Below are 18,709 nucleotides of genomic sequence, written 5' to 3' on the forward strand. Positions count from 1 at the left end.
TTACGCTCTGCGCATGGATCTGCGCCACCTGAAGGCGTTCGTCGCCGTGGTGGACTCCGGGACGTTCACCGACGCCGCCACCGCCCTGGGCCTCACCCAGGCGTCCGTCTCGCGCTCGGTCGCGGCCCTGGAGGCCACGCTCGGCACCCGTCTCCTGCAACGGTCGCCCCGGCACGTCTCGCTCACCACGACCGGCGCCCAGGTGCTGGAGGGCGCCCGGCGGGTGCTGGACGAGGTCGCGCACCTGCACCGGATCGCCGCGCAGACGCTCACCGAGCTGCGCATCGGTTACGCGTGGTCAGCCCTGGGCAAGCACACCCGGCGCGTGCAGAAGGCGTGGGCGCAGAAGCACCCCGGCATGCCGCTGGTGTTCGGCCAGTCCAACTCGCTCACGGCCGGGCTCGCCGAGGGCACCGCCGACGTCGCGGTCGTGCGCAGGGCGCTGGACGACCCGAGGTTCGAGACGGCCCTGCTCGGCACCGAACGCCGCTACGGCGTAGTAGCGACGGACAACCCGTTGGCGCGCAAGCGTTCGCTCAAGCTCGCCGACCTCGCCAGGTACGGCATCGCGGTGGACGACCGCACCGGCACGACCACCCTGGACCTCTGGCAACCCGGCAAGGCGCCCGCCGTCGTGCGCAACACCCACAGCGTCGACGAGTGGCTCACGCTGATCGCCGCGGGACAGGCCGTCGGCATGACCTCGGAGGCCACCGCGAGCCTCAACCCGCGCCCCGGCGTCGCCTACCGGGCCGTGGTGGACGCGCCGCCGATCCCGGTGTGGCTCGCGTGGTGGAAGGACCAGCCGCCGCAGCACCTGACCGACCTGATCACGATCGCGTGCGACGCCTATCGGGTGTGAGAAAACGCCGCCACAGCACGGGGATGAGTGGACGTTTCCTCCCTCTCGCGCGCTGATCAGGTCACTTAGGGTCACTTCCCATGGACGGGCTGATGCAACCCCGGCCGCTCACCATCGCGCACATCCTGGAGCGGGCCGAGCGCCTCTACGCGCACAAGCAGATCGTGTCCGGCGAGGAGCGGGTCACCTACGCCGAGGTGGCCGGGCAGGTCCGGCGCCTCGCCACCGCGCTCGACGCCCTGGACGTGCCGGCCGGTGCCCGCGTGGCCACCTTCGCGACCAACACCCGGCGGCACCTGGAGCTCTACCTCGCGGTGCCGGTCACCAAGCGGGTGCTGCACTCCCTCAACATCCGGCTCTCCGCCGAGCACCTCGAGTACATCGTCAACCACGCTCAAGACGACGTCGTGTTCGTCGACCGCGCGCTGCTCCCCCGGATCTGGCCCAGCGCACCGAACATGCCGTCGGTGCGGCACTGGGTCGTGCTGCCCGACGACAGCGGCGAGACCATTCCCGACGACCCGCGCGTCCTGCTCTACGACGACCTCGTGGCCGCCTCGGACCCGTTCCCCGGCTCGTTCGAGGACACGTTCACGCTCGCGGACGAGAACCTCGCCTCCGGCCTCTGCTACACCTCCGGCACGACCGGGCCGCCGAAGGGCGTGCTCTACAGCCACCGTTCGACGGTCCTGCACTGCCTCGGCACGCTCGCGGCCGGGTTCATCGGCCTGTGCGAGAGCGACGTCGTGATGCCGATCGTGCCGATGTTCCACGCCAACGCGTGGGGACTGCCCTACGGCGCCATGATGACCGGCGCCGCGCTCGTGCTGCCCGGCCCGTCGAACGAACCGGAACACCTGCTGTCGTTGATGGAGTCCGAACGCGTCACCGTCGCCGGTGCCGTGCCGACGGTCTGGACGAGCCTCGCCCCCGGCCTGCGGTCCCGCGACCTGAGCGCGACGCGGTTCCTGCTGGGCGGCGGCTCCGCGATCGCCCCGGCGCTGTCGGAGACCTACCGCGCCACCGTCGGCGTGCCCATCACGCACTCCTGGGGCATGACCGAGATCAGTCCGGTCGGGACGATCGGCGGCACCCGGACCCAGCACGACACCCTCCCCGAGGACGAGCAGGTGGCGGTGCGAGCCGCCCAGGGCCAGCCGCTGCCGCTGGTGAACCTGCGGATCGCCGACGTCGAGACGGGCGCGGAACTGCCGCGCGACGGCAAGGCGATCGGCGAACTCCAGGTGGCGGGCCCGTGGGTCGCGGGCGGCTACTTCCTCGTGGACGCGGCCGACCGGTTCACCGAGGACGGCTGGCTGCGGACCGGCGACCTCGCCACCATCGACGCCCACGGCTACGTCAGGCTGGTCGACCGGATGAAGGACCTGATCAAGTCCGGTGGCGAGTGGATCTCCTCGGTCGAGTTGGAGAGCGCGATCGCCTCGCACACCGACGTCGTCGAGGTCGCCGTCGTCGCCCGGCCCGACCCGCGCTGGGTCGAACGCCCGGTCGCCTACGTCGTGCTGCGCGACGGCAGCGCCACCACCGGCGAGGACCTGTTGCGGCACATCACCCCGCTGGTCGCGAAGTGGTGGCTGCCCGACGAGGTGTTCTTCCGGGCGGCGCTGCCGAAGACGGGCACCGGCAAGCTGTCCAAGAGCGCCCTACGGGAGTCCGCCTGACGACCGCAGCCTGTGCAACTCCAGGCCGAGGCGCAGTTCCAGTTCGTTCTCGGTGCGCCAGTCGGCACCGAGGACGTCGCCCACGCGATCGAGCCGTTTGAGCAACGTGTTGACGTGCACGTGCAACGCGCGCGCTGTCGCCGCCACGTTCGCGCGGTGGTCGTAGTAGGTGGTGAGCGTGCCGACGAGGTCGGTGCCGCGGCGCTCGTCGTGGTCCGCCAGCGGCCCGACCGAGGTGGCCAGGAAGCGGTCGAGGTCGTGCACCCGTTCGACGTCGAACACCAAGGCGTACAAGGCGTAACGGCCGGTCGTGGCGCCTCGGTCGGTGTGCCCGAGCGCGCGCATGACCGCGCCGCACCGCCCGGCCAGCGAGAACGCGCGCGCCCAGTCGTGTGCCAGAGCCCGTTCGCCCACCACGACGACGGGGCCACCGCAGACACGACGCAGACGGCGGTGGACCTCCTCGACGGTGCGGTCGTCGTCGGTGCTGGGCACGATCATCGTGGCCCTGCCGAGGTGTTCGCCGGCGAGCCCGGACCGTTCCCGCGCGATGTCGTGCAGGTGGCGCACGAGGTCGGCGGGCGCCTCCGCCTCGGCGACCACGACCAGGGCGAGCCGGTCGGCGTCGATGTGCCGGGCGTGGGCGCGGGAGCGCTGGGAGGCGCTGATGCCGGGGCTGCCGACCATCAGCTCGGTCAGCAGCTCCCCGCTCAGCCGTTCGCTGGCGTCGGCGACCGCGCGTTCCTTCAGGATCAGCAACCCGAGGATGTGCGTGGCCCGTTCGAGGGTGCGCAGGTCCATCTCGTCGGAGACGCCGTGCCCCGGCGCGGCCTTCCGGCTCCACGACAACGCGCCGAGGTGGCTGTCGCCCGCCCGGATCGGCGCCACGCTGTGCGCGATCCCGTCGGTGACCGACGTGGTGACCCGGCCGGACCGGTGCCCGGCGGCGTCGGCCCGGTCGAGCACGACCACGCTGCCGCCGAGCTGCCCGGCGAGGTGCTGGGCGACGTCGTCCGGGGTGCCTCCTTCGAGCACCACGCCCGTCAGCGTCTCGTGGATCGCCTGCGCGCGTTCGACGGAGGCCACGTGCTCTTCGAGGCCCCGCAAGGCGATCCGGCTCTCCTCGTAGAGGCGGGCGTTGTCGAGCGCCACCGCCGCGTGGTCGGCGAACGCGCTGAGCAACGCGATCTCCCCCGCGTGGAACGACCGCTCGGAGCGGTACGCGGCGAACAGCGCGCCCACCACCTCGTCGCGGATCACCAGCGGCACGCCGAGGAGCGCCACGAGGTCCTCGGTGCCGACCAGCCGGTCGAAGCCCGCGTCGTGGTCGATGTGGGTCGAGGCGGCGTAGTTGCGCACCCACTGCGGACGGCGGGTGGCCAGCACCTTGCCGCCGAGACCCACCCCGGCCGGGATGGTCGCGCTCAGGAACGCCGCGGAGATCGTCCCCTCGGCCGCCTTCGCCGACAGCCTGCCGTCCGCGACCAGCGAGAGGTACGTGAAGTCCGTGCCCATCAGGTCGTGGGCGTGCCGGACGATCGACTGCAGCACGGCGTCGAGTTCGCCGAGAGCGGTCAGCGACTTCGCCGTCGCGTACAACGACGCGAGTTCCCGCTGGCGGCGCACGAGTTCGTCCGTTTCGGTCACCGCCTCATTCTCACCCAGAAATCGGTGGAGGAAAGGTCCACCAGATCCGGGGCTGCGGTGTGTGATCCGGACCTCGGCTCGCCGGGCCCGCCGCCCTAGCGTTGGCCGTCATCACCTGCCGGTTCACCGACGAAGGCGGCATGTATGACGACCCCTGTGGCCCAGCCGGAACAGACCCGGCGGCGCGGCTTCCGCAAGCTCCTCACCGCAGGCCTGATCGGCAGTTCGATCGAGTGGTACGACTTCTTCCTCTACGGCACCGCGGCCGCGCTGGTGTTCCCCAAGGTGTTCTTCCCGCAGTCCTCGGCGCTCACCGGCACGCTGCTCGCGTTCAGCACGTTCTGGGCGGGGTTCGTGGCGCGGCCGGTCGGCGGGGTGCTCGCCGGGCACTTCGGCGACAAGTACGGGCGCAAGCCGGTCGTCGTCACGTGCCTCGCGCTGATGGGCGCCGCGACGTTCCTGATCGGCTGCCTGCCCAGCGCGTCGTCTGTGGGGGCGCTGGCGCCGATCCTGCTGGTGACGCTGCGGTTCCTGCAGGGGCTCGCGGCGGGCGGCCAGTGGGGCGGGATCATGCTGCTGCTCACCGAGTCCGCGAGCCCGAAGCGGCGCGGGTTCGCCGGGACGTTCGGGCAGACCAGCGTCCCGGTCGCGGTGATCGTCTCGAACCTGATCTTCGTGGCGGCCAGCGGGCTGATGCCGAACGACGCGTTCCTCAGCTGGGGCTGGCGGATCCCGTTCCTGCTCAGCATCGTGATGTTCGCGGTCGTGCTGTACGTGCAGTCCAAAGTGGAGGACACCCCGGAGTTCCGCGCGCTGCAGAACGAGGTGGCGCGGCCGGAACGCGCGGTGGTGCGGGCCCCGCTCGCCCAGGTGATCCGCTCCCGGTGGGGCACGATCCTGCTCGCCTGCGGGATCCTGTCCGCGACCAACAGCCTGTTCTACGTCAGCATCGCCGGCCTGCTGAACTACGGCACCACGTCGTTGAAGCTCGACCGCAACGGACTGCTCACGGTGGTGCTGCTGAGTTCCGTGGCGATGCTCGCCGTGCTGCCCTGGTCCGGGCACGTGTCGGACCGGATCGGACGACGACCGTTGATCCTCATCGGCGGGCTGGGCGTCGCGTTGTGGGGCTTCCCGTACTTCGGGCTGGTCAACACCGCCTCGCTGCCGCTGATCTTCGTCGCCGTGGTGGTCGGGTTCATCTTCCAGAGCCTCACCTACGGCCCGATCGCGAGCTTCCTCGGCGAGCTGTTCGCGCCCAACGTCCGGTACTCCGGCGCCTCGCTGTCCTACCAGCTGTCCGCGATCGTCATCAGCGGTGGCACGCCGTTCCTGATGACGGCGCTGATCGCGGAGACCGGCAGCACCCTGCCCGTGGCCGCCTACATCACCCTGATGGGGCTGATCACGTTCGCCTGCGCGTGGTTCCTGCCCGAGACGAACCCGGCCGAGGTCCGCGAGGACCCGCAGGCCGTTCCCGGCACGCACCTCTACCGCTGAAAGGACTCCGGTGGTGAAGACCCCCGTCGTGCTGGTCGCCGCGCTTCTGCTGCTCGGCGGAACCCCCGCTCTCGCAACACCTTCCGCGTCGTGCTCCTCGCTGGCCGGGGTGGTGATCCCGGCCTCGGTCATCGGCCTGCCGACGAACGGCGGCCGGGTCACCGCGGCCGCCGTGACGTCGAGTGTCGTGAGTGGACGGACGATCACGTACTGCCAGGTGGACGCCGACCTGCGTCCGGTGGACCCGTCGGCGCCCGCGATCAAGATGCGGGTGGCGTTGCCGGAGGGGTGGAACCGCAGGGCGTTGATGTTCGGTGGCGGCGGGTACAACGGCACGATCCCCGCGCTGACGGGCACCGTGCCGTTCGCCGCCGGGGACGCTCCCCTCGCCCGCCGGTACGTGACGTTCGCCAGCGACTCCGGTCACCAGCAGGGCGCGGGCACGGTGCCGTCGCTGGACGGCTCGTTCGGGGTGAACGACGAGGCGTTGCGGAACTTCGCCGCCGGGGACGCGTTGAAGAAGACCTACGACGCGAGCATGTTCCTCGTGCTGCGGGCTTACGGACGGGGTCCGGCGCAGACGTTCTTCGCCGGCGGCTCGACGGGTGGCCGGGAGGCGCTCGTCGTCGCCCAGCGGTGGCCGGACGCGTTCGACGGCGTGATCTCCGGCTACCCGGCGTGGAACAACCTCGCCGAGGCGCTGTACCTGGGACACCTGACGCAGGTGCTGGCGCAGCCCGGCGCGTTCCCCGGCCCGGCGGAGCAGACGTTGTTGTACGACAGCGTGATCCGCGCGTGCGATGGCGCGGACGGGGTGCGCGACGGCGTCGTCTCGAACCCCGGCTGCCGGTTCGACCCGCGCACGGTGCGGTGCCCGCAGGCCGCCGGGTGCCTGTCGGACGCGCAGATCGAGGCGGTGACGGCCATGTCCACGCCGCTGCGCTGGCCGTACCGGGTCGCGAGCGGCGAGACGCACTACCCCGGCTTCCCGTTCCTGTCCGGCGCGGACATGCGGACGCCGTTCCTCGGGTTCGGCACGACCGCCCCGGCGAACCCGATGCCCACCACCAGCGGCTACGGCATGCAGTACTGGGACCAGTGGGTGAAGCACTTCCTCACCCGCGACCCCGGATTCAGCGCCCTCGACCTCGACCCGCGCCGGCCGGGGAAGTGGCTGGCGAGGATCAGCGAGCTGTCGTTGGTGCAGGACCGCAACAACACCGACCTGAGGCCGTTCGCGCGGTCCGGCGGCAAGCTGATCCTGCTGCACGGCAACGCGGACGAGCTCGTCTCGCACCGCTCGACCAACGACTACTACGAACGCGTGCGCGACCGGCTCGGGCCCAGGGCGACGGACGAGTTCCTGCGCTACTACCTCGTGCCCGGCGCCAACCACGCGAACTTCGGCACCCCGGCGTTCGCCGCGGGCTGGGACTCCCTCACCGCGCTCGAGCAGTGGGTCTCCAGTGGACGGTCACCGCGGCACCCCGTGGTCACCGACCTGACGCACGACCGGACCAGGCCGCTGTGCGAGTACCCGGCCTGGCCCCGGTACCGGTCGGGCGATCCGAACAGCGCGGCGAGCTTCACCTGCGCGTGAAGAACTCGTGCACGATCGCGATCAACGCCCTGGTCGCGGCGCTGGGCCTGCGCCCGGCGGGCCACGCGAGCCCGAGCGGCCAGTCGAGGTCCGCGCCCGTCACCGTCAGCGTCTTGACGCCGGGCGCGGCCCCGATGACGTAGTTCGGCAGCAGCACGACGCCCAGGCCGTGCCGCACGAAGTCGACGCCCGTGTAGATGTCCGACATCTCCACGGTCACGCGACGCGGCACGGCGTTCGCGGCGAACGCCCGGTCAGTCACCATGCGGTTGCCGTAGCCCAGCGGCGAGTCGATGAAGTCGAGGCCCGCCAGGTCACCGATCGGCACCTCGTCCCGCGCGGCCAGCGGGTGGTCCTGCGGCACGACCAGGTCCATCCGCGACCGCGTGAGGTGGTCGAGCACGATGCCGTCCGGTGTCTCGCCGGGCAGCGACACGAACGACAGGTCGAGCCTGCGGTCCAGCAGCTGTTCGACGAGCCCGAGCGACCCCGACGTGGAGGCGTTCGTGCGGACCAGCACGGCGGGGTGACGCCGGTGGAACTCGCCGAGCAGCTCGGGCAGGTTGATCAGCGTCACCGACGTCAGCGTGCCGAGCCGGACCGTGCCGGTGAGCCCGCCCTGCGCCTGCGCGACCGCGTCCCTGGCCTCACCGACGGCGTCCAGCACGGCCTGGGCCTTCGGCAGCAGCGCCTCCCCCGCGTCGGTGAGCAGGACGCGCTTGGAGTTGCGGTCGAGCAGGGACGCGCCGAGCTCGCGTTCGAGGGTCTTGATCGCGGCCGAGACCGCGGACTGCACGACGTGCACGCGGGCGGCGCCGCGGGTGAAGCTCGCCTCCTCGGCGACCGCGACGAAGTACTCGAGCTGACGGAGGTCCACACCAGCGAGTATCTCAGACGGTGATGATCGCCAGCTCGAACTTTCGTTGGACGTGATGCTTGCAGGTCCGCACAGTGGTGGCATGTCTCTGGTCCTCGATTCACCCCCGGTCGCCGCCCAGCCGGTGGAGAGCAAGCCCCACGGCCGCGGGTTCTGGGCCGTGGCCCTCACGTTCCTGGTCGCGAGCGCCTACTCGACCGTTCCCGCTCCGCTGTTCCCGCTCTACGTGGCCCGCGAGGGCTTCACGACGTTCGACATCACCGTGGTGTTCGCCGCCTTCGCGGTCGGCGTGGTGATCAGCCTGCTGCTGGCGGGCCACGTCTCGGACTGGCTGGGCCGCAAGGCGGTCCTGATCCCGGCGCTGACGCTGGAGATCGTGTCCGCGCTGCTGTTCCTGACGAGCACCTCGCTGCCGGTGCTGGTCGTGGCGAGGGTGGTCAACGGCCTGGGCATCGGCATGATCGTCGCCACCTCCACCGCGTACCTCCACGACCTGCACACCCGGCACCGCCCCGGTGCGACGCCGCGCCGGTTCGAGATCGTGTCGACGGCCGCGAACATCGGCGGTCTGGGCGTCGGAGCCCTGATCGCGGGCGTGCTGGCGCAGTACGTGCCATCGCCTTTGAGCACCCCGTACGTCGTGCTGGCCGTGCTGCTGGTGGTGTCCATCGCCGCTGTCGCGCTGACGCCGGAGACCGTCGAACGCCGCCGGGTCCCGTACCGGCCGCAGCGGATCAGCGCGGACCACGGTGACCGACGGGGTTATGTGGCCGCCGGCGCGGGCGCGTTCGCCGCGTTCTCGGTGTTCGGCGTGTTCACGTCGGTGGCGCCGGGGTTCGTGGCGGGCGAACTGCACCACCCGTCCCGGCTGCTGGCCGGGCTCGTGGTGTTCCTCGTGTTCGGCGGCGCCGCCGTGGCGCAGACGCTGACCGGCGGCTTGCCGGCGGGCGTGCGCCGGGTGCTGGGGCTCGGCGGCCAGGCCCTGGGGCTGCTGCTGGTCGTCGCCGGGATGCACGCGACGAGCTTCCCGTTGTTCCTCGCCGGTGGCGCGGTCTCCGGCATCGGGGCGGGCGTGCAGTTCAAGTCGTCGATCGGCGCGGTCGCCGCGATGGCCGCTCCGGCGCGGCGCGGTGAGGCGTTGGCGACGTTGTTCTTCATCGCCTACCTCGGGCTGAGCGTGCCGTCGCTGTCGATCGGCCTCGCGACCCGCTCCCTCCCGCCGGTCACCGTGATGACGTGGTTCGCCGGTGTGGTGCTGGTGATGCTGGCCGGGGTGGCGGCGCTCAGTCGACCTCGACCGTGAACGGGTGACGGGGGTCGTTCGAGCACAGGAAGACGTTGAGGGAGCCGTGGTCGCCGAACAACCACCCGGCCTTCTCGCCGGGCTTGCGCTCACTGCTCGACAACGCCAGTCCCTGCGGCACCGGCGCACCGCACTCGGAGCACCGCCCTTCCGGCCTTTCCGTGTGGTACCAGGCCGTCCAGCCGCCGATCTTGGACCCTCTCGCGAGGTCGGGCCACTCGTCGTGGTCGTCGTGGTCGTCGGGGTCCTGCAGGAACGAGAAGGTGGCGACCATCTCCTCGGGCAGTTCGTCGGGAGCGGGGTACTCGGTGGTCCGCTCCGGCTCGAACACCATCGGCCGGGGAAAGAACTCCGGTTCCCGCAGCGCGGGTGCGGGAACGTCGGTGAGCACCGCGCCGACACTCCCGGAAGCGCGCCAGTGCAGCCTCACCCCGGGTCCACCGTTCGCGCGGTGGTAGAGCGGGCAGAACAGCACCTGCAGCAGGTCGGTGCCGTCCGGGAACGGCAGTTCCGGGAAGTCGCGCCGGTAGAACTGGGCAGCGGCGAAGTGCGGCACGCGGTCGTTCTCGCAGTCCTGGACCTGCACGTATCCCGAATGCCCGCTCTCGCACCACGGCCACGGCTCGTCGGCGGGCCACAACAGCGGGCCGCCGAGGTGGCTGTCCGCGGCGGTCGGCGCGCCCGGCACCGGGTTGAGGACCACGACCGGGCGCTCCCACGCCTCGATGCCCGGGATGGGTCTGCCCCGGTCCGCGGGCGCCTCAGTCAACGTAGACCGCGATCGGGTGCCTGACGTCCTTCTCGCAGGTGAAGACGTTGAGGTTGCCCGCGTCGCCGAACTCCCACTCGACGTCCTCACCGGACGGTTCGTGCGTCGCGAGCGACAGGGTCTGGACCTGGGCGGTGCCGCACTCGGCACAGGCGAACTCGACGGGCCCGCTCCACGCCGTCCAGCCGCCGATCTTGGTGCCGCCGGAGACCTTGTCCTCGTGCTCGCCGAACCGGATGGGCTCGAGCGCGTTGACCGTCGGCACGTACAGCTCTTCCTGCTCGGACGGCTCGGGCTCCTCCTCGATCAGCTCGAAGACCGTCGTGGAGTCGCGCCACACCAGCCGGACGTCCGGGCCGTAGCTGCCGCTCGGCAGGACGTGGTGCAGCGTGCAGAGGAAGACCTGGAGCAGGTCGGTGCCCTCGGGGAACGGCAGCTCCGGGTAGTCGCGGCGGTAGAGCTGCAGTGCGCCGACGAACGGCTCGGCGCCGCTGTCCTGGTCGTGGGCCGCGCCGTCGCAGTGCGGCCACGGGTCGTCGATCGGCCACAGCATCGGTCCGCCGATGTGGCTGTCGGCGTCCGTCGGGTCGCCCGCCAGGGGGTTGAGCAGCACCGCGGGCCTGACCCGCTCAGCGTCGATCGACACAAGCCGTGAGGCTAGCGGGGTAACGATGTCCTGCTTCGCACCGACCCCGGTGGCATGAGGTTCTTGATCGCGCTGCTCGCCGTCCTCGCCGCCGGGTGCAGCACCGAGGTCACCGGCTCCGGTTCGGGGTCCACGACGCAGACGACGACCACCACCACCACCACCACGGAACAGGCTCCGGTCACCACCACCGAAGCGGCGGAGAAGACCGCTTTGGACGGTGTGTCGCCGGACGAGTACGAAAGCCTGCCGTCGCAGCACTGCGACGAACCGTTCGTGGGCGCGCTGGGCAAACCGATGCTGGCGGTCGTGATGGAGACCCCGTCAGGGCGCCTGAACTGCGACCGGGCCGGTGCCGTGCTGTTCGACTACTACGCCGAGCGGCCGGACCCCAAGACGGGACTGCCGCCGCTCAAGATCGGGACGATGTCCTGCAACCAGGTCCCCGAGGGGATCATGCCGCAGGTCGTGTGCGCGGACGCGGACGACGTCATCTACTCGATGTGGCCCCAGACGTGAGAAAACGGGGGTGGAGCACTCAGCTCCACCCCCGTTCCCGTTGGGACTAGTCCGTGCCGAACTCCATCGCGGCCGCGTCGAGCAGCTCGTCGGCCTCCGACACCTCACCGCGCGAGGCGATCGCCTCGGCGCCGCCGTCCGGCACCTCGCCGATCAGCTGCGTCGGCTCGGGCTGGGCGGAGATGAGTGCCGACTGGCGGGTGCCGACCATGCCGAGGCCCGCGAAGAGCTCCAGCTTGGCGCGGGAGTCCGCGATGTCGAGGTTGCGCATGGTCAGCTGGCCGATGCGGTCGACCGGGCCGAACGCCGAGTCCTCGGTGCGTTCCATCGACAGCTTGTCCGGGTGGTAGCTGAACGCCGGGCCGGACGTGTCGAGGATCGAGTAGTCGTCGCCCCGGCGCAGCCGCAGCGTGACCTCGCCGGTGACCGCGGCGCCGACCCAGCGCTGCAGCGACTCGCGCAGCATCAGCGACTGCGGGTCGAGCCAGCGGCCCTCGTACAGCAGCCGGCCGAGCTTGCGGCCCTCGTTGTGGTAGGCCGCGACGGTGTCCTCGTTGTGGATCGCGTTCACGAGGCGGTCGTAGGCGATGTAGAGCAACGCCATGCCGGGCGCCTCGTAGATGCCGCGGCTCTTGGCCTCGATGATGCGGTTCTCGATCTGATCGGACATGCCGAGACCGTGGCGACCGCCGATGGCGTTCGCCTCCAGCACCAGGTCGACGGAGTCGTGGAACTCCTTGCCGTTGATCGTGACCGGACGGCCCTGGTCGAAGCCGACGGTGACGTCCTCGGTCGCGATCTCGACCGACGGGTCCCAGAACTTGACGCCCATGATCGGCTCGACGATCTCGATGCCCTCGTTGAGCAGTTCGAGCGACTTGGCCTCGTGGGTGGCGCCCCAGATGTTCGCGTCGGTCGAGTACGCCTTCTCCACCGACGAGCGGTAGGGCAGGTCACGCTCGAGCAGCCACTCGGACATCTCCTTGCGGCCGCCGAGCTCGCTCACGAACGCCGCGTCGAGCCACGGCTTGTAGATCCGCAGCGACGGGTTGGCGAGCAGGCCGTAGCGGTAGAACCGCTCGATGTCGTTGCCCTTGTAGGTGGAGCCGTCGCCCCAGATCTGCACGTCGTCGTCGAGCATGGCGCGCACGAGCATGGTGCCCGTGACGGCCCGCCCGAGCGGGGTGGTGTTGAAGTACGCGCGGCCGCCGGAACGGATGTGGAACGCGCCGCAGGCCAGCGCCGCGAGACCCTCCTCGACCAGCGCGGAACGGCAGTCGACCAGTCGCGCGATCTCGGCACCGTACGTGCCGGCGCGGCCGGGGACGGTGTCGATCTCGGGCTCGTCGTACTGGCCGATGTCCGCGGTGTACGTGCAGGGCACAGCGCCCTTCTCACGCATCCACGCGACCGCGACGGAGGTGTCGAGACCACCGGAGAAGGCGATGCCGACGCGTTCGCCGGCCGGAAGTGAAGTGAGCACCTTGGACACGTAGAGAATTATGCACGAAGATGTATGCCCATGCACGCCTGGGTTCGTGTTAGCTACAACTCATAGGTGTTTCCCCAGTTCGCAGGGGCAATCAGGCCGGGTCGAGCTCGTCCGCCTTCGCCCGCATGTACTCGATGTCGCCCCCGCCGTCCGACGAGCGCATGGCCGTGAGGGCGGCGTACAGGTGCGCGCCCGCATACGGGTCCTGCTCCTTGCGTTCATAGACCTCGGTGAGCGTGGGGTCGTACATGGCGTGCGTCATCGCCGCGAGGAGTGCGCGCGCCCGGACCGCGACCCCCTTGGGCGCGGCGGCGTCGAGGATCGGCGTGACCTTCGCCCACACCTCGTCCGGCGCGCCCGGCGGGTGCAGCTGGTTGAGCGCGAGCAGGCCGTTCTCGAGCGCTCCCATCACGAGCCGGACCTCAGCCTCGTCCTGCGGCAACGCGCGCGCGACGGCGTCGGCGTCCCGGTCGTGGTAGGCGATGGCGAGCCGGAGACCGGCGGCCTGGCTGCGGTTCTTGCTCTCGGGCTCTTCGAACCACCACTGCTGTTGCGCGGTCCTGGGGAACATGTCCGCAGTGTGCGCCATCGATGACGATCTCGCCCGAGGGTTTAGGTAAGCCTAACCAAAGGTGTACGTTGCCCCCATGCCGCGCTACTCCGCCTTCGAGAGGTTCACCCTCAAGGCCGCCACCAAGGCCGCCGAGATGGTGATGGCCCCCGCGAACCGCCGCGAGGTCTTCGACCAGTTCGTCATGACCGTCACCCGGGTCACCGAACTCAGCGACCACATGCGGCGGATCACGTTCCACGCCCCGGAGTTCTCCTCGTTCGCGGTGACCGGCCCCGACGAGTACTTCGGCCTGCTGATGGCGACCGCCCGCGACCTCGTCATGCCGCCCGACGACCGCATCAACGTCCGCACCTCCCTGCGCGCCATGCCGGAGGAGACGCGCCCGGACCTGCGCTGGTACACGATCCGCGCACACCGGCCCGAGGTGGCGGAGATCGACGTCGACTTCGTGGTGCACGGCGACGCCGGACCGGGCACCCGCTGGGCCCGCCGCGCGATCGCCGGCGACCGGGCCGGGTTCCGCGCGGGCGGCTCCGCCTACCGCCCACCCGCCGAGGGCGCCGTGCTGCTCGCGGCGGACGAGACGGCGTTGCCCGCCCTCGCCGCGATCCTGGAAGTGGAAACGCGGCCGCTGCACGTGTTCGCCGAGGTGCCGGACGAGTCCTACCGGGTCGACCTCGACGCGGAGTGGGTGTTCCGCGGCGACGGCGAACCGGGTTCCGCCGTGCTGAAGGCGATCCGGAACAAGGCGCTGTCCACCGTGGAGTACGCGTGGGCGTGCGGGGAGTCGGCGCTCGCGACCGGGGTGCGGCGGCACCTCGTGAAGGACCGCGGGGTGGACCGGAAGGCGATCATGTTCAGCGGCTACTGGAAGGTCGGCTCAGCGCGCGTCTGAATCGGCCGTCCTGATCCAGTTCTTCCCTTCCGCCGCAATGCCTTCGAGGATGTGGAGGGTGTGCGCGAACCCGGCGGAGTCGATGCTCGTCTCCGCCGGCTTCTCCGCGGTCTCGTCGTCCTCGGCGGCTTCCTCTCCGCGCAGATCCGCGTCGACGACCTTGATGTTGCGCGAAGGACCGTTGAACAACGTCAGTTCCAGCTTGCAGCCGAGAACGGAGGACTGCACCACGTGCACCGACGACACCGCGTCGAACCGGAAGTTCGTCCGCTCCTGACCACCGAGTTCAGCGTGCTCGAAGTCGAGCTCGGTGGCCACCTCGCGCACCCCGTCGTGGGTGATGAGGAACAGCCGGACGTCGTACTTCGAGTAGCGCCAGGGCCCGTACCGCACGCGCGCTCGTTTGTAGCTCCTCGCGGGTGACGACAGGAACGCGTGCGTGATGATGTCGCGCCACGCCAGTCCGTAGTGGCGCAAAGCCTTTTCCAGCAACACGGTTCGGTCGTAGGTCAGCCAGCTCTCCATCTCGCTCTCGGAGGGGCGGGTCGACTCGACCTTGTACTTCCACGCGTCGTACGCCGCCCGCCGCGCGCCCAGCCGTCGCTCGTGCTCCTCACCGTCCTCAACGGCCCTGCGCGTCTCGCTGAACGTCCAGTACCAGCTCACCGCCGCCATCCGCCCGGCTGGAGCCGCGATCAGGATCGCGAGCGCGGCGAACCACGGTTCCGCTGTCACCGCGGTGAACCCGAGCCAGGCGACCGCCGCGCCGCCGAGCAGGAATCCGGTTGTGCACCAGGCTTTCGTCGCCGCCCGCACCCGGTAGGTGGCGCGGTGCTCGAACAGCGTTCCCTTGACGTACCGGGTGCGGACGTCCGAGGCGAGGTGCCGGACCAGCCACTTCACTTTCTCGGCCGAGACCCGTTCCTCGCGGTAGATCTCCACGACCTCGTCCCGCAACGTCTTGCTGATGCCGGCCGTGATCGCGCGCCACTGCTCGCGCGAGACGCCGTCGGGCAGGTACTTGGCGAAGTAGTGCGCGAAGTCGCTGCTGACCTTGCGCGCGAACCCGGCGTCGCCGGACTGCTCGCTCCCGCGGCCGATGAAGTCGCGTTCTTTGGCAGCGAGGCGTTCCGACCGGTAGCGCCACTCCATCCAGTTGCTGATGCCGACGTACGCGCCAACAGCGGCTACCGCGCAAGCGACCACCATCAGCGGTGCGTGCCGTACGGCGACCCATCCGAGATAGCCGAGCGCCGTGACCGTCAGGACCGTCCAGGCCCACGACCGCAAATGGTCGCCCGGCGCGGTCCGATCCTCGACCGGTGGCCGTGCGCGGGCGCCGGCCGGTGAGGGTTCGAAGTAGGCCCACACCCGTTCCAGCCGATCCCCGGAGCACCTCAGCCGTTCGGCCATGTCCCTGGTCTCGGTCCAGAGAGACTCCTTGCCAGCCCCCGTGATCACCAGGTCCAGGTGCCTCAGGATCTTGTCGCGCTGGCGGTTCGGCAGCTCCCGCAACTGCTTGAGCGCGACCGAGCAGTCGCCGTCCCGCAGATCTTCGAGCAACGAGAACACCGCGGCGAGCGCCTGCTTCCACAGGTCGTCGCCGTACCTGTCCAAGTTGCGGGAAGCCAGCTCCAGCTGGTCCTGCTCCTGGGCGGTGAGGTCGCGCAACGACCGTTTGCTGAACATCGCCAGCAACCAGTGGAACCGCACCTCTGCGGTCTCGTACCCGTGCGCGATCGCCTCCCCGATCAGCAGACGGGCGCTGGCCGGCACACCGTCGTCCAGGAACCGGACCCCGACGCGGTACTTCTGGTCCGGTGCCGTGTCGGAGTAGGTCACGTAGACGGTGGAGTCGTGGACGACCTCGGCCTGGATGCCGACTGGCCCGTGCGCGACGTTTTCGACCTTCGGAGCCTCGCGCTCGTCGTCGCTCACGATCCCACCGCCGCCGCGATCAGGGCTGCGATCTTCACAACGAGCTCGGGCAGGTCGGCGACCAGGCCGCGCAACCGCTTGAGCGGCAGGACGGCCTCTCGTGAACCGGCCGCGGCGTCGGCGAGGTCGAGTTCGGCCGTGGCCGCCTCGTAGGTCGGCCGGTTGAGACTGCCCGAAGCGTGCTCGCGGGCGAGCAGGGCACGTAGTTCGGAGACGAGGGGCACGGGTGCTGCGGTGCCGAGAGACATCGTCACGGTGCTCCCCGTGACGGTCGAGCCCTGGATGCCGACGGACCCGTGGGCCACGTTCGAGACGCTCGGTGCTGCCGACCGGTCCTTCACGATGCGCTCCTTCTGCTGGGCAACGAGGTGCTGGGCCAACTGCACGGCGAACGTGGCCGCGTTCGCCGCCGCCACGGGTTGCCAAACTCGGTCTTCCTCGGTGGCCTTGCTGCCGTCCGCGCGGTCGCTGATGCCGCGGATGATCGCGACCGGCGACCCGCTCAGGTGCCCGGCCTGCGCCACGCCCGCCGCTTCCATCTCTATGGCGATCGCGTCGTTGTAGTGCTCCCGAATCCACCGCGCTTCCCGCGAAATCCGGGAGTTCTGCACCACTTCGCCCGCCGCCACGGCCCCGAAGTGCACCTTGGGACTGTCACCCCACCGGTCACCCCGGGCGAGGTGTGCGGCCAGCTGCGCGATCTCGTGCGAGATCTCCCATACCCTCGGTCGGGCCTTCAGCCCATCGTCCTCACTGGTCCCGCCGTGGTACGCGTAGACATGGGTGGCCACGACGACGTCCCCGAGGGGCGTCCCCCAAAGCGCACCGGCCACGCCGACGAACATCACCGCCACCGGCGCGAACTGCTGCACGGCCCGTTCCACCAGCGTCGCGGCCGGACTGTTCCCCTTGCCGCACAACGCGAGCGCGACCCGGCAGTCAGTCCCCTCGATCTTCCCGACCTCGAAGCGCGTGCCCCGTTCGTGCACCTCCACCCCGACGTCCACGAGCTTGCGCCGCACCGCTTCGTACTCGAGGTTGAAGGCGGTGAGCATCACCACCAGGTTCTCCGTCACGTCTCCCCCTCAGCCCGGCCTCACGATCGGCGGGTGCAGCGAAGCCCGCGCACCAGCCCTGAACAGGCGCGCGGGTCGCCCCCGCGTCGCCTTGTGCCCGTCCGGCACGATGAACCCGTCGACCCCCTGCACCTTCCGGTAGAAGTTCCGCGGGTCGACCTCCACTCCCCACACGGCCTCGTACACCTGCTGCAGCTCCGAGATCGTGAAGGTCTCGCCGCAGAACGCCGTGGCCAGCGCCGTGTGCTCCAACTTCGCCCGAGCCCGCTCGACGCCGTCCGCCAGGATCCGCAGGTGGTCGAACGCCAACCGCACTTCTCCGGACAGCACCGCCCCGACCGGCTGCCACCGAGCCCCGGCCGCGTCCGACCCGGCCTCGGGTTCGGGCAACCCCGGCGCGATCGCCAGATGGGCGACTGACACCACGCGCCCACGCGGATCCCGGCTGGGATCGCCGTACGCCCCCAGCTGCTCGAGGTGCAGCACCGCGCCGGCCAGGTTCGCTTCTTCGTCGAGCTCCCGGTGCGCGGCGGCCAGCAGGTCCTCGCCGTCGTGCTCCAGGAAACCGCCCGGCAAGGCCATTTCCCCTTGGTACGGCTCAACTCCGCGCTCCACGAGCAGGACGTTCAACTCCCCCGCGCGCAGGGTGAGGATCACGAGGTCGACCGTGACCAGGAGGGTCGGCGGCGACCAGGACGTCTCGGACATGGCTCTGAACCTAGCCTTATTGTCAGTCCGACAGAAAGGCGCCGATCGGGTGACCGTTTGACCTCGAATGCCATGGGTTGTCGCGCAATCCGGTGACAGGGGCCGTCTGCGGCCCTAGCCTTGTCTGACTCGAACGCAGGGGGTGAGCTGCCTGTGAGGTTGACCCGGCTGCTCATCACCGCTCTCCTGGTTCACGTCCCCGGCTGGAGAGCGGCGGGCTACAACATGCAACCGGGAGCCTGGTGGCCTTGTCTGAGATGTGGCAACGAGATCGAGGGCTGGACTTCGCGTAGCGCCTGTTGCCCCGACGACGGCTGGTTTCTCATAGGCCCCTGCAAGCAGCGCGGGTGCAAGAAACTCGCGCTCCGGTACGCCACAGGCGACTGGGAGTGGGAATGCGAGTACGGCCACTACTTCATCGGTCCGAGTTGCCCAGACTGCGAGTACTGGGCTGCAGAGCAGAAAGGGATCGAGCTCGTGTGCGGCGGTCCGCAACCACACAGCTTCTACCTCTCCAAAAAGCCGTACTGCACCGACTGCCGTTCAGGCTACGTCCGGTTCTCCGATCTCAGCCCCGAAGCAATCTGTGAGGCGTGCGGAAGACCTCAACCGAGGAGGTGA

At 70.2% G+C, this 18,709-nt stretch carries 17 protein-coding genes; 8 read left to right on the top strand and 9 right to left on the bottom strand.

The genetic code is table 11. The annotated features are described in order from the left end of the window. Positions 1 to 13 precede the first annotated feature (13 nt). Positions 14 to 862, top strand: a complete 849-nt coding sequence (locus tag QSK25_RS24320; protein WP_285641510.1) for a LysR family transcriptional regulator — start codon at positions 14 to 16, stop codon at positions 860 to 862. Positions 863 to 942: 80 nt separating this feature from the next. Further along, positions 943 to 2,544: a long-chain fatty acid--CoA ligase gene (locus tag QSK25_RS24325; RefSeq protein ID WP_285641511.1), complete on the top strand. Its 1,602-nt coding sequence runs from the start codon at positions 943 to 945 to the stop codon at positions 2,542 to 2,544. Here QSK25_RS24325 and QSK25_RS24330 read toward each other — a convergent pair. After that, complete coding sequence (locus QSK25_RS24330) at positions 2,527 to 4,191, bottom strand: helix-turn-helix domain-containing protein (protein WP_285641512.1); 1,665 nt, start codon at positions 4,189 to 4,191, stop codon at positions 2,527 to 2,529. The two genes, QSK25_RS24325 and QSK25_RS24330, sit on opposite strands and share 18 nt — an antisense overlap. Positions 4,192 to 4,335: 144 nt before the next feature. On the opposite strand from QSK25_RS24330, the gene QSK25_RS24335 reads away from it, so the two are divergent. Both QSK25_RS24335 and QSK25_RS24340 read left to right on the top strand, forming a co-directional pair. Then, positions 4,336 to 5,691, top strand: a complete 1,356-nt coding sequence (locus QSK25_RS24335) for an MFS transporter (protein ID WP_285641513.1) — start codon at positions 4,336 to 4,338, stop codon at positions 5,689 to 5,691. Positions 5,692 to 5,704: 13 nt separating this feature from the next. Beyond that, positions 5,705 to 7,291 (top strand): tannase/feruloyl esterase family alpha/beta hydrolase, encoded by a 1,587-nt coding sequence (locus tag QSK25_RS24340; RefSeq protein ID WP_285641514.1) that lies wholly within the window; start codon positions 5,705 to 5,707, stop codon positions 7,289 to 7,291. Here QSK25_RS24340 and QSK25_RS24345 read toward each other — a convergent pair. Continuing rightward, positions 7,278 to 8,168, bottom strand: coding sequence for a LysR family transcriptional regulator (locus QSK25_RS24345; protein ID WP_285641515.1), 891 nt, complete (start codon positions 8,166 to 8,168; stop codon positions 7,278 to 7,280). The two genes, QSK25_RS24340 and QSK25_RS24345, sit on opposite strands and share 14 nt — an antisense overlap. A gap of 82 nt (positions 8,169 to 8,250) precedes the next feature. On the opposite strand from QSK25_RS24345, the gene QSK25_RS24350 reads away from it, so the two are divergent. After that, positions 8,251 to 9,471 (top strand): MFS transporter, encoded by a 1,221-nt coding sequence (locus QSK25_RS24350; RefSeq protein ID WP_285641516.1) that lies wholly within the window; start codon positions 8,251 to 8,253, stop codon positions 9,469 to 9,471. Here the strand turns inward: QSK25_RS24350 and QSK25_RS24355 are convergent. Next, the gene (locus QSK25_RS24355) at positions 9,452 to 10,240 is read right to left on the bottom strand and encodes a hypothetical protein (protein WP_285641517.1); all 789 of its coding nucleotides are present in this window, start codon (positions 10,238 to 10,240) and stop codon (positions 9,452 to 9,454) included. The two genes, QSK25_RS24350 and QSK25_RS24355, sit on opposite strands and share 20 nt — an antisense overlap. Continuing rightward, a complete protein-coding gene (locus QSK25_RS24360; protein ID WP_285641518.1) occupies positions 10,233 to 10,886 on the bottom strand; it encodes a hypothetical protein in 654 nt (217 codons plus the stop codon). Before QSK25_RS24360 ends, QSK25_RS24355 begins: the two co-directional genes overlap by 8 nt. Positions 10,887 to 10,940: 54 nt before the next feature. Between QSK25_RS24360 and QSK25_RS24365 the strand changes: the two genes are divergently transcribed. After that, entirely contained in the window at positions 10,941 to 11,405 is a 465-nt protein-coding gene (locus tag QSK25_RS24365; RefSeq protein WP_285641519.1) for a hypothetical protein, read from the top strand. A 46-nt stretch (positions 11,406 to 11,451) separates the two neighbouring features. On the opposite strand, the gene argG is transcribed toward QSK25_RS24365, so the two are convergent. After that, on the bottom strand, positions 11,452 to 12,897 hold the full coding sequence (argG, locus tag QSK25_RS24370; RefSeq protein ID WP_285641521.1) for an argininosuccinate synthase: 1,446 nt from the start codon (positions 12,895 to 12,897) through the stop codon (positions 11,452 to 11,454). Between the two features lie 91 nt (positions 12,898 to 12,988). Continuing rightward, entirely contained in the window at positions 12,989 to 13,468 is a 480-nt protein-coding gene (locus QSK25_RS24375; RefSeq protein WP_285641523.1) for a hypothetical protein, read from the bottom strand. A gap of 76 nt (positions 13,469 to 13,544) precedes the next feature. On the opposite strand from QSK25_RS24375, the gene QSK25_RS24380 reads away from it, so the two are divergent. Continuing rightward, entirely contained in the window at positions 13,545 to 14,366 is an 822-nt protein-coding gene (locus tag QSK25_RS24380; RefSeq protein ID WP_285641525.1) for a siderophore-interacting protein, read from the top strand. Here QSK25_RS24380 and QSK25_RS24385 read toward each other — a convergent pair. Genes QSK25_RS24385 through QSK25_RS24395 form a run of 3 tightly spaced genes read right to left on the bottom strand, consistent with a single transcriptional unit; the run spans position 14,352 to position 18,088 of the window. After that, entirely contained in the window at positions 14,352 to 16,304 is a 1,953-nt protein-coding gene (locus tag QSK25_RS24385) for a hypothetical protein (protein ID WP_285641527.1), read from the bottom strand. The genes QSK25_RS24380 and QSK25_RS24385 overlap by 15 nt on opposite strands. After that, a complete protein-coding gene (locus QSK25_RS24390; protein WP_285641528.1) occupies positions 16,301 to 17,380 on the bottom strand; it encodes a 5'-methylthioadenosine/S-adenosylhomocysteine nucleosidase family protein in 1,080 nt (359 codons plus the stop codon). Before QSK25_RS24390 ends, QSK25_RS24385 begins: the two co-directional genes overlap by 4 nt. Before the next feature lie 9 nt (positions 17,381 to 17,389). Further along, positions 17,390 to 18,088, bottom strand: a complete 699-nt coding sequence (locus QSK25_RS24395; protein ID WP_285641529.1) for an NUDIX hydrolase — start codon at positions 18,086 to 18,088, stop codon at positions 17,390 to 17,392. Positions 18,089 to 18,241: 153 nt separating this feature from the next. On the opposite strand from QSK25_RS24395, the gene QSK25_RS24400 reads away from it, so the two are divergent. Then, positions 18,242 to 18,709, top strand: a complete 468-nt coding sequence (locus QSK25_RS24400) for a hypothetical protein (protein WP_285641530.1) — start codon at positions 18,242 to 18,244, stop codon at positions 18,707 to 18,709.

Origin of the sequence: Lentzea sp. NBRC 102530 (assembly GCF_030269365.1) — a bacterium.
Classification (GTDB): domain Bacteria; phylum Actinomycetota; class Actinomycetes; order Mycobacteriales; family Pseudonocardiaceae; genus Lentzea.

What these genes read in the sequence shown, in the direction of transcription:
- QSK25_RS24320 (WP_285641510.1), top strand. Translation starts at nt 14, where the DNA reads ATGGATCTGCGCCACCTGAAGGCGTTCGTCGCCGTGGTGGACTCCGGG.
- QSK25_RS24325 (WP_285641511.1), top strand. Translation starts at nt 943, where the DNA reads ATGGACGGGCTGATGCAACCCCGGCCGCTCACCATCGCGCACATCCTG.
- QSK25_RS24335 (WP_285641513.1), top strand. Translation starts at nt 4,336, where the DNA reads ATGACGACCCCTGTGGCCCAGCCGGAACAGACCCGGCGGCGCGGCTTC.
- QSK25_RS24350 (WP_285641516.1), top strand. Translation starts at nt 8,251, where the DNA reads ATGTCTCTGGTCCTCGATTCACCCCCGGTCGCCGCCCAGCCGGTGGAG.
- QSK25_RS24365 (WP_285641519.1), top strand. Translation starts at nt 10,941, where the DNA reads ATGAGGTTCTTGATCGCGCTGCTCGCCGTCCTCGCCGCCGGGTGCAGC.
- QSK25_RS24375 (WP_285641523.1), bottom strand. Translation starts at nt 13,468, where the DNA reads ATGTTCCCCAGGACCGCGCAACAGCAGTGGTGGTTCGAAGAGCCCGAG.
- QSK25_RS24380 (WP_285641525.1), top strand. Translation starts at nt 13,545, where the DNA reads ATGCCGCGCTACTCCGCCTTCGAGAGGTTCACCCTCAAGGCCGCCACC.
- QSK25_RS24395 (WP_285641529.1), bottom strand. Translation starts at nt 18,088, where the DNA reads ATGTCCGAGACGTCCTGGTCGCCGCCGACCCTCCTGGTCACGGTCGAC.